The 14,450-nt window shown below is 46.1% G+C and carries 12 protein-coding genes and 1 riboswitch; of the genes, 5 read left to right on the top strand and 7 right to left on the bottom strand.

Features of this window, described 5'->3' with window-relative positions; genetic code table 11:
* Positions 1 to 30: 30 nt before the first annotated feature.
* Positions 31 to 966 carry a malate dehydrogenase gene (gene mdh / locus L3V37_RS09855; protein ID WP_005379660.1) on the bottom strand — a complete coding sequence of 312 codons (936 nt, stop codon included), beginning with the start codon at positions 964 to 966 and terminating at the stop codon, positions 31 to 33.
* 359 nt (positions 967 to 1,325) lie between these two features.
* On the opposite strand from mdh, the gene argR reads away from it, so the two are divergent.
* From argR to L3V37_RS09835, 4 genes are all read left to right on the top strand, one after another.
* Positions 1,326 to 1,796, top strand: coding sequence for a transcriptional regulator ArgR (gene argR / locus L3V37_RS09850; RefSeq protein ID WP_005379659.1), 471 nt, complete (start codon positions 1,326 to 1,328; stop codon positions 1,794 to 1,796).
* Positions 1,797 to 2,201: 405 nt separating this feature from the next.
* Positions 2,202 to 3,170, top strand: coding sequence for a TAXI family TRAP transporter solute-binding subunit (locus tag L3V37_RS09845; protein WP_005379657.1), 969 nt, complete (start codon positions 2,202 to 2,204; stop codon positions 3,168 to 3,170).
* 291 nt (positions 3,171 to 3,461) lie between these two features.
* Positions 3,462 to 6,041 (top strand): TRAP transporter permease, encoded by a 2,580-nt coding sequence (locus tag L3V37_RS09840; RefSeq protein ID WP_017820274.1) that lies wholly within the window; start codon positions 3,462 to 3,464, stop codon positions 6,039 to 6,041.
* 45 nt (positions 6,042 to 6,086) lie between these two features.
* Positions 6,087 to 6,524, top strand: coding sequence for a universal stress protein (locus L3V37_RS09835; RefSeq protein ID WP_005379654.1), 438 nt, complete (start codon positions 6,087 to 6,089; stop codon positions 6,522 to 6,524).
* A 63-nt stretch (positions 6,525 to 6,587) separates the two neighbouring features.
* On the opposite strand, the gene L3V37_RS09830 is transcribed toward L3V37_RS09835, so the two are convergent.
* The gene (locus L3V37_RS09830) at positions 6,588 to 7,664 is read right to left on the bottom strand and encodes an alkene reductase (protein ID WP_025768366.1); all 1,077 of its coding nucleotides are present in this window, start codon (positions 7,662 to 7,664) and stop codon (positions 6,588 to 6,590) included.
* 92 nt (positions 7,665 to 7,756) lie between these two features.
* Between L3V37_RS09830 and L3V37_RS09825 the strand changes: the two genes are divergently transcribed.
* On the top strand, positions 7,757 to 8,704 hold the full coding sequence (locus L3V37_RS09825) for a LysR family transcriptional regulator (RefSeq protein WP_213971575.1): 948 nt from the start codon (positions 7,757 to 7,759) through the stop codon (positions 8,702 to 8,704).
* Positions 8,705 to 8,722: 18 nt separating this feature from the next.
* On the opposite strand, the gene thiQ is transcribed toward L3V37_RS09825, so the two are convergent.
* The 5 genes from thiQ to mpl all read right to left on the bottom strand — a co-directional run bounded on the left by thiQ (position 8,723) and on the right by mpl (position 14,296).
* A complete protein-coding gene (thiQ, locus tag L3V37_RS09820; protein ID WP_005379648.1) occupies positions 8,723 to 9,427 on the bottom strand; it encodes a thiamine ABC transporter ATP-binding protein in 705 nt (234 codons plus the stop codon).
* Positions 9,427 to 11,013 (bottom strand): thiamine/thiamine pyrophosphate ABC transporter permease ThiP, encoded by a 1,587-nt coding sequence (gene thiP, locus L3V37_RS09815; RefSeq protein ID WP_017820277.1) that lies wholly within the window; start codon positions 11,011 to 11,013, stop codon positions 9,427 to 9,429. Before thiP ends, thiQ begins: the two co-directional genes overlap by 1 nt.
* A gap of 41 nt (positions 11,014 to 11,054) precedes the next feature.
* Complete coding sequence (gene thiB, locus L3V37_RS09810; protein WP_130544794.1) at positions 11,055 to 12,047, bottom strand: thiamine ABC transporter substrate binding subunit; 993 nt, start codon at positions 12,045 to 12,047, stop codon at positions 11,055 to 11,057.
* A gap of 72 nt (positions 12,048 to 12,119) precedes the next feature.
* A riboswitch (TPP riboswitch) is annotated at positions 12,120 to 12,256 on the bottom strand.
* 37 nt (positions 12,257 to 12,293) lie between these two features.
* Positions 12,294 to 12,932, bottom strand: a complete 639-nt coding sequence (locus L3V37_RS09805; protein WP_025768362.1) for a flavin prenyltransferase UbiX — start codon at positions 12,930 to 12,932, stop codon at positions 12,294 to 12,296.
* Positions 12,933 to 12,937: 5 nt separating this feature from the next.
* Positions 12,938 to 14,296: a UDP-N-acetylmuramate:L-alanyl-gamma-D-glutamyl-meso-diaminopimelate ligase gene (gene mpl, locus L3V37_RS09800; RefSeq protein WP_237306238.1), complete on the bottom strand. Its 1,359-nt coding sequence runs from the start codon at positions 14,294 to 14,296 to the stop codon at positions 12,938 to 12,940.
* Positions 14,297 to 14,450 lie beyond the last annotated feature (154 nt).

Here is a 14,450-nt window from a genome sequence, read left to right as displayed (position 1 = left end):
TCGGCTTTCTTCTTATATAGGCTTTCTAGATTACTTTGCGAATTCAACACCAATGTTGATGTCGCCATTTAGTGTTTCTAGCATACCGTCTAATGCAGACTTTTCGTAATCGCTGAGTTTGCCGTAGCTTAGTACTTCTTCAACGCCTTCTTTACCCAGTTTCACAGGTTGCGCGAAGTACGTCGCGTGTTCGCCGTCGCCTTCAACGTAAGCGCACTCAACTACGCCTTCTTCACCTTGAAGAGCACGAACCAGAGACAGACCAAAGCGACATGCAGCTTGGCCCATTGATAGTGTTGCACTACCACCACCCGCTTTCGCTTCTACAACTTCAGTACCTGCATTTTGAATACGTTTCGTTAATGCTTCTACTTCTTCAGCTGTAAACTCAACACCTTCAACTTGAGACAGTAGAGGTAAGATCGTTACGCCAGAGTGACCACCAATTACTGGCACGCGAACGTCACCTGGATCTTTGTCTTTTAGCTCAGCAACAAACGTTTCTGAACGGATAACATCCAACGTTGTTACACCAAATAGACGACGCTTATCATAAACACCCGCTTTTTTAAGAACTTCAGCAGCAATTGGCACTGTTGTATTTACAGGGTTTGTGATGATACCAACACAAGCTTTCGGACAAACAACCGCAATCTTCTCCGCTAGCGATTTAACGATACCAGCGTTTACATTAAATAGATCCGCACGATCCATACCTGGCTTACGCGCAACACCAGCAGAAATTAGCACAACATCCGCGCCTTCTAGTGCTGGAGTAGGATCTTCACCAGCGTAACCTTTGATAGAAACTGGCGTAGGGATGTGGCTAAGATCAGCGGCCACACCAGGAGTTACTGGAGCAATATCATATAGGGCTAGATCAGAACCAGCAGGAAGACGGTTCTTAAGTAGAAGGGCCAGGGCTTGACCGATGCCACCAGCGGCACCAATAACGGCTACTTTCATGTAGTTCTCCTTGAGAGTATTTCTCTTATAAACGTATTCGTAGGGTAGTTTGTAACCAACTTAAATAAAGCTATCGGAATCACAACTTGATTACAATCAATTAACGCTAGCTTTGCGACCTCGCGCAACTCGCTGTTACCGTGCTACAAATGGGGCTTGGATTATTCTTTTATTCTGTTGAAATGACAAGGAATTCAAGAAAACAGATACAGCCCTACTTCAGCGCGCTAAAGAATTCTATGTGGTATATAGTTTACAGTGACGCATCTAACATAATCCTGGGACTCTTTGGCACCGCCTGAATATATATGCGAGAATATGCAAAATTGCTGACCCGTAATAAGAGATTTGTAATGACTATGCGCAATTCAGAAAAACAAGACAACTTAGTTCGCGCCTTTAAAGCCCTGTTAAAAGAAGAAAGCTTTGGCTCACAGGGCGAGATTGTTGACGCACTCAAACAGCAAGGGTTTGAGAGTATCAACCAATCTAAAGTCTCACGTATGCTGACTAAATTTGGCGCCGTCCGTACGCGCAATGCAAAAATGGAAATGGTTTACTGTCTTCCTGCTGAGCTAGGTGTCCCAACAGTCAGCAGTTCTCTGCGTGAACTAGTACTAGACATCGATCGTAACGCAGCGTTAGTGGTAATTCACACCGGCCCAGGTGCAGCACAGTTGATTGCTCGCTTGCTTGATTCACTCGGTAAATCCGAAGGTATTCTTGGTGTTGTCGCAGGTGACGATACCATTTTCATTACGCCAACCATGGCAATTACGACTGAGCAACTCTTCAAATCAGTGTGCGAGCTGTTCGAATATACTGGTTAAGTTCTATAAAGCTTCAATCAGCTAACTCATTGTGGGTTATAAAAGAAGTCTCATTTTGTAGCCCATAATTTATGTAAATTTTTTGCTTACTCCGCTCATTCTTTAACCACCCATTTTGTGATTAACATCACGCAATTGATCTTTTTCATTTCAGTCACTAAACGTTAATTAAGTAATTGTTATAAAAAGAATTAAATCACAAATTGAATCCTATCCCCTGATACAAAATTCAGACTTATCAACTATAACATTTAACAATTGGATAATTTTCTGCCAATTTTTTGTTATGATTCGCTCGCTTTTTCAAACGATTGGATTGAAAAAGGTGCCGTTTCCAAATAGGAAACTCCAGAAGTGATTTATGGTTATTTCCGGGTAAATAATGAATATAAGGAAGGGAAATTCATGGCATTTAACAAACTTCTCAAAGTAGGCGCTATCGCTGCAGCCGTAATGGGCGCAGGCGCAGTTAACGCTCAAGAGTTTATTACCATCGGTACTGGCTCTGTGACAGGTGTTTACTACCCAACTGGTGGTGCTATCTGTAAGTTGGTAAATAAAGGTCGTAAAGACCACAACATCCGTTGTTCAGTAGAATCGACTGGTGGCTCAATTTACAACGTTAACACTATCCGTGCAGGCGAATTAGATTTTGGTATCGTGCAATCGGATTGGCAATACCACGGCTACAACGGTACGAGCAAGTTTGAAGAACAAGGCCCGTACAAAAAGCTACGTGCAATGTTCTCTCTTCATACAGAACCTTTCAACATCATTGCTCGTGCAGATTCAGGTATCGAAAACGTTGAAGACCTAAAAGGTAAGCGCGTAAACATCGGTAACCCAGGCTCTGGTGACCGTGCAACGATGGGCGTTGTCATGGAAGCGATGGGGTGGACAAACGACAGCTTCAAATTGGCGTCTGAGCTAAAAGGCTCTGAGCGTTCTCAAGCACTTTGTGACAATAAAATTGACGCCTTCATTTACATGGTCGGCCACCCGAACGGTTCAATCAAAGAAGCAACCACATCATGTGATGCGAAGCTAGTTTCAGCAACAGGCCCTAAAATCGATAAAATTGTTGCCGACAACCCATACTACGCCTTTAGCTCAGTACCGGCTGGTATGTACCGCGGTACAGACAAAGACGTAAACAGCTTTGGTGTTGCAGCAACAATGGTAACGACCTCTGATGTTTCAGACGATGTCGCTTACAACGTGGCAAAAGCTGTGTTTGAAAACTTTGATACCTTCAAACGTCTACACCCTGCATTCGCAAACTTGAAGAAAGAAGACATGGTGAAAGCTGGTCTTTCTATTCCTCTTCACCCAGGTGCAGAAAAATACTACAAAGAAATGGGTCTAATTAAGTAATTTCCTCAGACTCTACATACAGGCAGGAAAGAATATTTTCTGCCTGTTTGTGCATACAGGTTGTAGCACGTTCTAACTGTATGCTTCATTCGCCAGTTTTCTTCTGAAAACTGCGAGCTCATACCCAAGAAAACTTAAACGCCGCCTAACAGAGTATCCAACAATCAACACTTTGAGTTCAGGCAGCAAAATACTCGAAAGCAAACTTCGCTCCATTCACTACACTGATAGAGGCGAAGTGTGGTTCTCGATAAAAATCAGACAGGACCATCAATAATAAGGAAAAAGTACATGGCGACGAATCAAGCTCCGTCACAAGATGTGCAAGAAATGGTGGCTCAGGCAGACACAGGTGCACGTAGCCCTTCGGGAATGCAAGGACGAATCCTTTGGTTTGTTCCTCTGTGTTGGTCACTATTTCAATTATGGTACGCATCCCCGTTACCATTTATTTTCAATTTTGGCGTACTGAACGACACGGAAGCGCGATCTATCCACCTTACTTTCGCGATCTTTTTGGCTTTCACTGCTTATCCAGCGATGAAGAATTCTCCTCGCGATCATATCCCTCTTGTTGATTGGATACTCGCGTTGGCTGGCAGCTTTTCAGCAGCCTATATATACCTTTTTTATACTGAGCTAGCAGGACGCTCAGGCGCACCGACAACAGTTGATATCGTTGTTGCTGTTATCGGTATGCTCCTCCTTTTAGAAGCAACACGCCGAGCACTTGGTCCACCATTAATGGTCGTGGCTGCTGTTTTCCTTACTTACACCTTTGCAGGCCCTTACATGCCTGACGTTATCGCGCACAAAGGGGCAAGCTTGAACAAGGCCATGTCTCACTTGTGGCTAACAACTGAAGGCGTATTTGGAGTTGCGCTAGGTGTTTCTACCTCTTTTGTCTTCTTGTTTGTATTGTTTGGAGCAATGCTGGAACGCGCTGGTGCTGGTGCTTACTTCATTAAAGTTGCCTTCTCGTTGCTTGGCCATATGAAAGGTGGTCCAGCTAAAGCGGCCGTTGTTGCATCAGGTTTATCTGGTCTGGTTTCTGGTTCTTCAATCGCAAACGTAGTAACAACTGGCACCTTTACCATTCCACTGATGAAGCGTGTTGGCTTTCCCGGCACAAAAGCGGGTGCGGTAGAGGTAGCGGCTTCAACCAATGGTCAGTTAACACCGCCAATCATGGGTGCAGCAGCATTTTTGATGGTGGAATACGTCGGTATCTCCTACGTTGAGGTGATTAAAGCTGCCCTACTTCCAGCGCTAATCTCTTATATTGCTTTAATTTACATTGTTCACCTTGAAGCATGTAAAGCAGGCATGACAGGCCTTCCTCGTCGCCACAACCCAACACTAGTACAAAGTCTGCTGTCCTTTACTGGCACAATCTTAGGATTGTGTGTGATCAGCGCATTGGTTTACTACGGAGTGGGTTGGACAAAGGACGTCTTTGGTGATGCCGCGACACCAATTGTTACCGTCGCACTATTAATCGCGTACGTTGGGTTGGTGAAAGTCTCAGCAAATCACGTGCAAGATGGCGCAATTGAGATTGATGCAGAATTAACAGAAGTACCTGATCCTGGCCCAACCGTTAAGTCAGGCTTGCACTACCTACTCCCTATCGTCGTATTGGTTTGGTGTTTGACTGTCGAACGTTTCTCACCTGGCCTTTCGGCATTCTGGGCAACGGTGTTCATGATTTTCATTTTGCTGACTCAACGTCCGTTGATTGCACTGCTGTCAAAGCAAGGTGACATGCTTCAGCAAACCAAAGATGGCTTTGTCGATCTTGCCGAGAGCTTAGTTTCTGGTGCGCGCAATATGATTGGTATCGGCGTTGCAACCGCGGCAGCGGGCACCGTTGTTGGTGTTGTTACACTAACGGGTATCGGCCTAGTGATGACCGACTTCGTCGAGTTTATCTCTGGTGGCAGCATCATTCTTATGCTGCTCTTTACCGCCATCATTAGCTTGGTTCTGGGGATGGGTCTGCCAACAACGGCGAACTACATCGTGGTCTCTACGCTAATGGCGCCGGTTATTGTTACGCTCGGCGCAGCACATGGCTTGATTATTCCGTTGATAGCGGTGCACTTGTTCGTTTTCTACTTTGGTATTTTGGCCGACGATACCCCACCTGTAGGCCTTGCGGCTTTTGCAGCAGCAGCAATTGCGAAATCAGATCCAATTCGTACTGGTATCCAAGGTTTTACTTACGATATTCGAACCGCTATTTTGCCGTTCATGTTTGTGTTCAATACCCAGCTATTGTTAATGGGGATCGACTCTTGGTGGCATTTGGCACTCACGGTCATCTCATCGATCATTGCAATGCTGATTTTCTCTGCGGCAACTCAAGGGTGGTGGTTCACGCGTAACAAGTGGTGGGAAACAGTCCTATTATTAGTACTGACGTTTTCGTTTTTCCGTCCAGGTTTTTGGTGGGACATGCTGTACCCAGCGAAAGTTCTTTCTCCTGGCGTTGAGGTAGCTCAAATCACGGAAACACTAAATGTAGGAGAATCATTGGAGTTACGTGTTGCCGGTGAAAACCTTGAGGGCGACTACATTGAGAAAACGGTTCGTCTTCCATTCGAAGACAGTGCGACAACAGCAGACGCACGTATTTCATCTATGGGTCTGATGCTGACCGAAAGTGACAACAAAATGATTGTCGATATGGTTGAATTTGGTAGTCCAGCAGAGTCCGCAGGTATCGACTTTGATTGGGAAATCAAGTGGGTTATCCAGGATGCAGACCGTCCGATGAAAGAGTGGGTGTTTGTACCATGCTTAATGATTTTGCTGGTGCTTGCAATGAACCAAAAACGTCGTGCTCGTAAGGAACAATTGAGCGCATAACCGATTTGGCCCCGAGGATAAAGGGGCCTTAATGAGAGACATTGAATGTACAAACAAATTCTTGTTCCGGTTGATCTAAATGACCAAGGCTTTTCAGACCGAGCGGTTGAACTAGCGGTTTGGCAGGCAAAGCAAGCAAATGCTCAAATCCATCTTCTGACGGTACTACCTGGTATTCACATGTCGATGGTTGCCACATACTTTCCGAAAGATGCTGCGGCCAAAATGAAGCAAGACGTGAAGCAGCAACTAAAAACTTTCGCTAATGAGCATATTGCTGAAGATGTGGTTTACCAAGTGCATGTTGCTGAAGGCAAGGCCTACGCGACCATTCTTGATTATGCAGAACGCTTAGGCGCTGATCTCATCATTATGCCAAGTCACAAGCGCTCTAAAATCAATAAAGTAATGCTTGGCTCCGTCGCGAGTAAGGTTGTGGAATATTCTCCAATCAATGTGATGGTCGTAAAACCGCAAGGCTAAGTAAATACAAAAACGAAAAAGGACGCTAACATTAGCGTCCTTTTTATATTAAACAAGTAAGGGTTATGCCATCACTGGGTAATCGGTATAACCTTCTGCTCCACCCAAATAAAAGTGTTCTGGTTTCGCCTCATTAAGAGGTGCATTTTTCTTAAATCGCTCGACTAAATCTGGGTTTGCGATAAAGGGAACGCCAAATGCGACCACATCAACTTTGTTTTCTGCAATTGCTGTTGCCGCTTCTTGTGCACTGTAGCCCACGTTCGCCATTAAGTGACCTTGATAGTTTTCGCGTGCTGGCTTGAGAACATCTGCTTTTTGTACGCCTTTCAGATCCGCACGCATCACGTGCCAATAAGCAAGATCGAAAGAATTAAGTTGCTCTGCTAAGTAACGCACCAAGCCAACTGGATCACTGTCTTTCATGTCATTAAATCCATTTAGCGGAGATGTACGTAGACCGACTCTTCCAGGTCCCCACACCTCAACGACTTCTTTCACTATCTCAAGTAAAAATCGAGCACGATTTTCAACCGAACCACCGTATTCATCGGTACGTAAATTTGAACCGTCACGAAGGAAGTTATCAATAAGATAACCATTGGCGCCATGTATCTCGACCCCATCAAAGCCTGCTTTCTTGGCGTTTTCTGCACCTTGTTTAAACGCCGCAACAATGGAAGCTATCTCATCCACTTCGAGTGCTCGTGGTACCGTATATGCTTGCTTACCCGAAGGGGTATGGACTAATTCATCACGAATGGCCAATGCGCTCGCCGCTACAGGTGTTTTTCCTTCATTCAGATCAGGATGACAAGCTCGTCCCGCATGCCAAATTTGCAGTACAATCTTACCGCCTCTCTCATGAACCGCATCCGTTACCTTTTTCCAAGCTGCGATTTGCTCTTCGTTGTAAATACCCGGCTCTGCCATGAAAGCAGACGTACCTTCCATCACCATGGTGCATTCAGCAATGATAAGTCCGGCACTCGCACGTTGAGCGTAGTATTCAACCATAAGGTCATTAGGAATATGGTCTGCGCCAGCACGAGCTCGCGTTAAAGGCGCCATAATGGCACGGTTATCTAATGCTAATTGACCGAGTTCGATAGGAGAAAATAAGTCTACAGAGTTGGACATGTTGTTTACCTCAAATGACAATAACTTGATGGCTAAGGATGAGGTGCCAGACTATAATCAGATTAATATTGAAACAATATGGATAATTGAAAGTGATTGTTCGCAATTTAGAAACAATTGACTTTAGAACGCTTTCTATCTTTGTCACAAGCTGTCGACTACTGAGCTTAACCAAGTGCGCGCTGGAGTTAAGCCTACCGAAATCTACTGTTAGTAAAGCCATAACCAAACTCGAACAACACTTTGAAGCCAAACTCCTAGAGCGCACAACCCGAAAGTTAGTGATCACCGAAGCTGGCCAAATGGTTTTAGAGCGTGCTGCAAGCTTAGTTGAGGAATTCCACTCAATTGGCCATGACGTACAGGAGATGGAACAACAGATCCAAGGCCGGCTGCGTATTTCCGCGCCACCAGCGTTGGATGCGTATATGGCGGAACACATCTTTTTGCCATTTTTAAAACAATGGCCAAAAGTACAAATTGCGTTAGAAGCATCGAACGATTTTGTTGATCTCTTTTCACACGGCTTTGATATGGCAATTCGAGTCGGTCAGATAGTTGATGATCGATTGATCGCAAAAAAATTAGGCTATACCACTCGAGTTCTGGCTGCTAGCCCTGAGTATTTAGCTGAGTTCGGCGTACCTGAAACGCCAGAAGACCTGACAAAACACAACTGTTTGAGGTATCAATATGTTTCAGAAATAGGGCCTTGGACGCTGATCTCACACGATAATACCGTCAATGTTTCAATAACCAGTAACTTCTCAAGTACAACTGTAGAAGCAATATTGAAAGGCGCACTTAAAGGACTAGGCATCGCTAACTTACCTGTGCAGAACATGACGCAAGAGCTAGAAAGTGGCACCTTAGTCAGAGTGTTACCGCAATGGCACACGGTACCAATGCCTATTTATTTAGTCTATCGTCCTGGAGCAAACCGCCCACGGCGTGTACAAGCAATGATTGACCATATCATGAGCTTAAGATCTCAATTTGAATTTGGACCTCGGCATGGTTTGTGTTGCGGAGAAGCATAACCTAGCAACTATCAGGCACTAGCATGCTGCTCGGATAAATGCCGCAAGCTTCTCACTAGCATGCTGTTCACTCAATGCAGACATATCACCCGCGGCTTCCACTTTACCATCTGCCACAAACACAAAGTGGCTGGCAATCGCTTTGGCATCGCTTAAATGGTGCGTGACCATCAATACGGTTATTCCCCGCTCTGCTGCGAGTTTTTTTACCAAGCTCAGCATCTCTTCACGCAACACCGGATCAAGCGCCGAGAACGGCTCATCCAATAGCCACATGGGATGAGGCTGAACAAAACAACGCGCTAAGGCAACACGTTGACGCTGGCCACCAGAAAGATGCTCTGGCAAACGGTCGAGGTACTCTGCAACACCAACTTGCTGCGCGGCTTGTTCAATCTGACGATTTTGGTCCACCGTGAGCTTTAGCCCCGGGTGTAAGCCCAAACCGATGTTGTCACGCACCGATAAGTGAGCAAACAAATTGTGCTCTTGGAACAACATAGAGAACGGACGCAGATAAGGCTCTTTACGCACAATGGACTCACCATCAACACAAATATCACCACGGTCAGGATGGATGAATCCTGCCACCAACGCCAGCAAGGTTGACTTCCCTGCCCCACTTGGTCCCATCAGCGATACAATCTGTCCTTGCTCAATCGTTAAGTCAAAACGAAACAGTTCACGTTGGTAGGTGTACTGCACATCATCCAACACTAACATTACGCTCTCTCCTTCGTTTTCAATACTTTCTCAATCAAGGCAAAACAGCCCACACTCAACAACAATAGGGTCACCGATACCACCGCAGCTGCGTCCATCTGATAACTGCCAAGCAACTGGAACAAATACAGAGGTAAGGTACGAAACTCTTGTCCACCAAACAGTGCTATGGCACTTAAATCCCCTATTGCAAACATAAAGCTGATCGCAAACGCATGTGCAAACGGCTTGCGTAGCGCCTGCCACTCCACCACTTTAAACCGTTGCCAGCCACGCATGCCTAAGCTGGCACATACATACTGATACTGTTGTTCAATGTGCAGCATTGGCTGCGCTAGCGTTTTGATCACGTAAGGCAAAGCCATCAAACCGTTCACCAAAATCACGACAAAAAATGCCAAGCTAAAAACATCGGTAAATGCGCGCAGTAGTAAGAATAAACCGGTGCTAATCACCAGACCTGGAGTCACCAAAATAACGGTGCCGATTAACTCAATCTGATCGGCTCGCGTGTTTTTGTACTGCAACCGCCAACGGCGACTGGTCAATAGTATGGACACCCCTGCAGCGACCGCAAGCGCGCTAGCGACACAGGCGACTTTGAGGGAGTTCAATAGCGCAGACCAAAAACGCTCATCGGTTAATACTGTCCAAACTTGTTGGTTGATGCCACTCAGTAACACCATCAATAACGGCGGTATTACCAGTAAAAAGGCACCTATGATCCAAAAGCTATCCCAAGCTTTTGACCACCCATGATCCTTCGTTAAATATTGCTGTACCGATGTGCTTCCAGCACTGATAGAAACAGGCCTTGTTAACTTCTGCACTCCAATAGCAAGCAGTCCACATAACAGCATCTGCCACAGCGCCAATAACGCCCCAGCTTGTAAATCAAAATCAAACTTAATCGCTTGGTAAATGGCCAATTCAATGGTGGTGGATTTTGGCCCGCCCCCCAACGCCATTACAGTGGCAAAACTGGTAAAGCACAACATAAACACCAACCCACAAACGTGGGGAAGCTGCTGCCTTAAACGCGGCCATTCTACCCAGCGAAACTTATCCCAATGGCTCATCCCAAGATGCGCGCAAAGCTTATGCTGCTCGGCAGGAATAGACTCCAAGGCTTGCAGAAGCAATCGTGCCGCGTAAGGTAAATTAAAGAACACATGGGCGAGTAAAATGCCGTTCAAACCGTAAATAGAGAATGGCAGTTTAGTGTCGAAACTTTGCAACCACTGCGCCAACAAACCACTGTTGCCATAAATCGCTAACAGCCCAAAAACACCAACCAAAACCGGCAAAACCAGTGTCGATGCAAACAGCTTAAGCAGTAATGATTTACCAATAAATTGGCGACGCGAAAGTGCGTGCGCTACTGGAATGGCAAAGCCAACACTGAGCAATGTGGAAAGAAACGCTTGGTAGAAACTGAACTTGGTGACATGTTGATAGTACGGGTCGCCCCATACCACAGACACATCAAGTGAAGGGGCTTGAACAATCAAAGCACCTAGGGCAGAAATAACAAAGGTCGCGATGATCATCGCGACCCCTAAACCTATTTTTGGAACAGAATTCAAAGGTAAAACCTATCTCATTCAGATGAGGGTGGAAACGTCAGCTAAAACGTCAATGCGCTTTGCCATTCGCGAATCCAAGACTTACGCATTTTTGCCACTTCATCAGCACTAAAGCTCAACGACTTGCTTGGAACACTCAAAGTTTCAAAACCTTTAGGTAACTCAACGTCAGTGACTGGGTACATCCAGTTACCCGTTGGCATCGCCGATTGGAACTCATCACTTAAAATGAAACTCATAAATTGATCAGCAAGTTCTGAATTTTTTGCCCCTTTCACTTTGGCGGCGACTTCAACTTGCATGTAGTGGCCTTCAGCAAAATTCGCCGTAGCAAACTTCGAATCGTTTTCCGCAATTAAGTGGTACGCAGGTGAGGTGGTGTAAGAAAGCACTAAATCGGACTCACCATTGAGGAACATAGAATACGCCTCAGACCAACCTTTCGTAACCGTTACGGTTTTGCTTGCTAGCTTCTGCCACGCTTGCGTCACATCGTCGCCATAAATAGATTTCATCCATAGCATTAAGCCTTGGCCCGGCGTTGAAGTCCGCGGATCTTGGTAAATCACTTTCAGATCGTCGCGCGTTTCCACCAGCTCTTTCATGCTTTTCGGCGGATTAGCCAGTTTCTCTTTGTTGTACACAAACGCGAAGTAGCCGTAATCGTACGGTACAAACGTCGTGTCGCTCCAGCCGTTTGGTAACACTGTGTTGGCCGTATCCACATTGTGCTCGGCAAGCAGACCGGTTTTCTTCGCTTCTGCCATCAGATTGTTATCCAAACCTAATACGATGTCCGCTTTGCTATTACCGCCTTCAAGACGAAGACGATTCAGAATCGACACACCATCGTCCAACGCTACGAAGTTAACGTCACAGCCACATTTTGCTTCAAAAGCTTGCTCGATTTTAGGACCTGGGCCCCAATCTGCGGCAAAAGAGTCGTAGGTATAGATGGTTAATGTGTTTTCAGCGGCAAACGCTGAAGTAGAGGTGATTGCAGCTAGGGCAATCAGATTTAGAGTGGGTTTCACTGCTCGCTCTCCATGAGTATTTCAGAGAAATAAGTTGAGCGGCACAGGGTTTGAGGCGGCTATTAAGGACTTCCAATATCCAGACTCAATTCCTACGCCAGCATTATCTGGTTCAGGTAATACGGGTCCCTAGTTAAACACTTAGGTCTCAGCGCCCCAATGCATTGATTGACTCAATGCTAAATGGGTTTGCTCCCCGATGAGTTGGATGGATTGTAAAGGTATTTGAGTGGTTACACAATCAGCTCACGAGCGCTGGTCATAACCCCAACGAGGCACCAAACCTTGCTCAATACCTAAGTGGTCGAGAATTCTCGCCACCATAAAATCCACTAAGTCTTCAATGCTCTTTGGCTGATGATAGAAGCCCGGAGCCGCTGGCATGATGGTGACGCCCATTTGCGACAGTTTGTGCATGTTCTCCAGATGCAGCGTTGAGAATGGTGTTTCGCGAACCACGAGCAACAGCTGCCCGCGCTCTTTCATTACCACATCAGCGGCCCGCTCGATCAAGTTATCTGACATACCATGCGCAATCGCTGCAACGCTTCCCGCAGAACATGGGCAAACCACCATTTGCTTTGGTGCAGCAGAACCAGACGCAACCGGTGAGAACCAATCGTCTTTACCGCAAACGGTGATGTTATTTGGATTGCAGTTCAGGTGCTCTACTAATGCTTGCTGCGCCGCTTCTGGGCCACTTGGTAGCTTAAGATTATGCTCGGTTGCCATCACAACACGAGCCGCCGAAGAAATCAGAACGTAGACATGATAATCCGCCGCAACCAAGCATTCTAAAAGACGAAGGCCGTAGGGAGCACCAGAAGCGCCCGTTAATGCCAACGTGATGGCTTTTTTATGAGAGGGTTGTGTTTTGTTTTGCATATCAATCAGGCTTTTTGTTTTAACTGCTCAAGAAGTTTTCCGTGAATACCATCAAAGCCACCGTTGCTCATGACTAGAATTTGGTCACCTGGTCGCGCACGTTCGACGATCTTGGCTACAAAGTTATCTATATCCGCATCGACAAACGCTGGCTGTGTACATTGGTCGGCAATGTTTTGCACAGACCACTCGATATTATCTGGCTGGAACAAGAAGACTTCATCTGCACTGTGTAGTGACTCTGCAAGTGTGTTTTTGTGTACGCCACGCTTCATGGTGGCAGAACGCGGCTCTAACACAGCAAGGATGCGTTTTTCACCTACCTTGTTACGCAAACCACCGACTGTAAGTTCAATTGCCGTTGGGTGATGCGCAAAATCATCGTAAACCGTCACACCTTGTTCTTCACCTTTCAGCTCTAAACGGCGCTTGGTATTGATGAAACGCCCTAATGCTTGGCAAGCAAGCTCCGGAGTGACTCCAACATGTCGTGCAGCAGCGATTGCCATCAGCGCATTATCCACATTGTGGTCACCCACCAAATTCCATTCGACGGTACCAACCTTCTCGCCTTGCAACGCAACGTCAAATTTTGAGCCATCAAGCACTAATTTGTGCGCTTGCCAGTCACCATTCTCACCAGAGAACTGTTTTTCAGTCCAGCAGCCACGCTCTAATACATCCGCTAACGCCTGATCTTTTCTCGGCGCTAAGATCAATCCATTGCCCGGTACAGTTCGCACTAAATGATGGAATTGGCGCTTGATCGCTTCTAGATCATCGAAGATATCAGCATGATCGAACTCAAGGTTATTCATGATTAAAGTGCGAGGATGGTAATGCACAAACTTAGAACGCTTATCGAAAAAAGCACTGTCATATTCGTCCGCTTCAACGACAAAAAACATGCTTTCACCCAAACGAGCAGACACTCCGAAGTTACCGAGTACCCCACCGACTAAGAAACCCGGTTGATAACCACAATCTTCAAGTATCCAAGCAAGCATGCTCGACGTGGTCGTTTTCCCATGTGTACCCGATACCGCCAATACCCAACGATCATGCAGCAAAAACTCGTTGAGCCACTGCGGGCCAGAGGTGTAACGCATGTTAGTGTTGAGCACATGCTCGACACACGGGTTGCCACGGCTCATCGCGTTACCAATCACCACAAGATCTGGTTGGGGGTCGAGTTGAGACGGGTCAAAGCCTTCAATAATTTCAATACCTTGAGACTCAAGCAGTGTGCTCATTGGCGGATAAACGTTGGCATCAGAACCAGTGACTTTATGTCCTAATTGGCGCGCTAGAATCGCTGCGCCGCCCATAAATGTGCCACAGATACCCAAGATATGAATGTGCATAAACTAAACCTTGTAATGCGTTTTTTAATGCTTTCATTATCGCGATTACCGCCTGAAAAGCGAGTGACTTTAGCCTTCTTCTTGCAGTCCCTTTCACAAATATGACAAGGTTGAACACAGACTGTACAACCTCTTGCTTACTGATGAATCCCTC

Origin of the sequence: Vibrio sp. D54, assembly GCF_021728075.1 — a bacterium.
Classification (GTDB): domain Bacteria; phylum Pseudomonadota; class Gammaproteobacteria; order Enterobacterales; family Vibrionaceae; genus Vibrio; species Vibrio alginolyticus.
This window is presented reverse-complemented; position numbering and strand designations above follow the sequence as displayed.

What these genes read in the sequence shown, in the direction of transcription:
- mdh (WP_005379660.1), bottom strand. Translation starts at nt 966, where the DNA reads ATGAAAGTAGCCGTTATTGGTGCCGCTGGTGGCATCGGTCAAGCCCTG.
- argR (WP_005379659.1), top strand. Translation starts at nt 1,326, where the DNA reads ATGCGCAATTCAGAAAAACAAGACAACTTAGTTCGCGCCTTTAAAGCC.
- L3V37_RS09845 (WP_005379657.1), top strand. Translation starts at nt 2,202, where the DNA reads ATGGCATTTAACAAACTTCTCAAAGTAGGCGCTATCGCTGCAGCCGTA.
- L3V37_RS09840 (WP_017820274.1), top strand. Translation starts at nt 3,462, where the DNA reads ATGGCGACGAATCAAGCTCCGTCACAAGATGTGCAAGAAATGGTGGCT.
- L3V37_RS09835 (WP_005379654.1), top strand. Translation starts at nt 6,087, where the DNA reads ATGTACAAACAAATTCTTGTTCCGGTTGATCTAAATGACCAAGGCTTT.
- L3V37_RS09830 (WP_025768366.1), bottom strand. Translation starts at nt 7,664, where the DNA reads ATGTCCAACTCTGTAGACTTATTTTCTCCTATCGAACTCGGTCAATTA.
- thiQ (WP_005379648.1), bottom strand. Translation starts at nt 9,427, where the DNA reads ATGTTAGTGTTGGATGATGTGCAGTACACCTACCAACGTGAACTGTTT.
- L3V37_RS09805 (WP_025768362.1), bottom strand. Translation starts at nt 12,932, where the DNA reads ATGCAAAACAAAACACAACCCTCTCATAAAAAAGCCATCACGTTGGCA.
- mpl (WP_237306238.1), bottom strand. Translation starts at nt 14,296, where the DNA reads ATGCACATTCATATCTTGGGTATCTGTGGCACATTTATGGGCGGCGCA.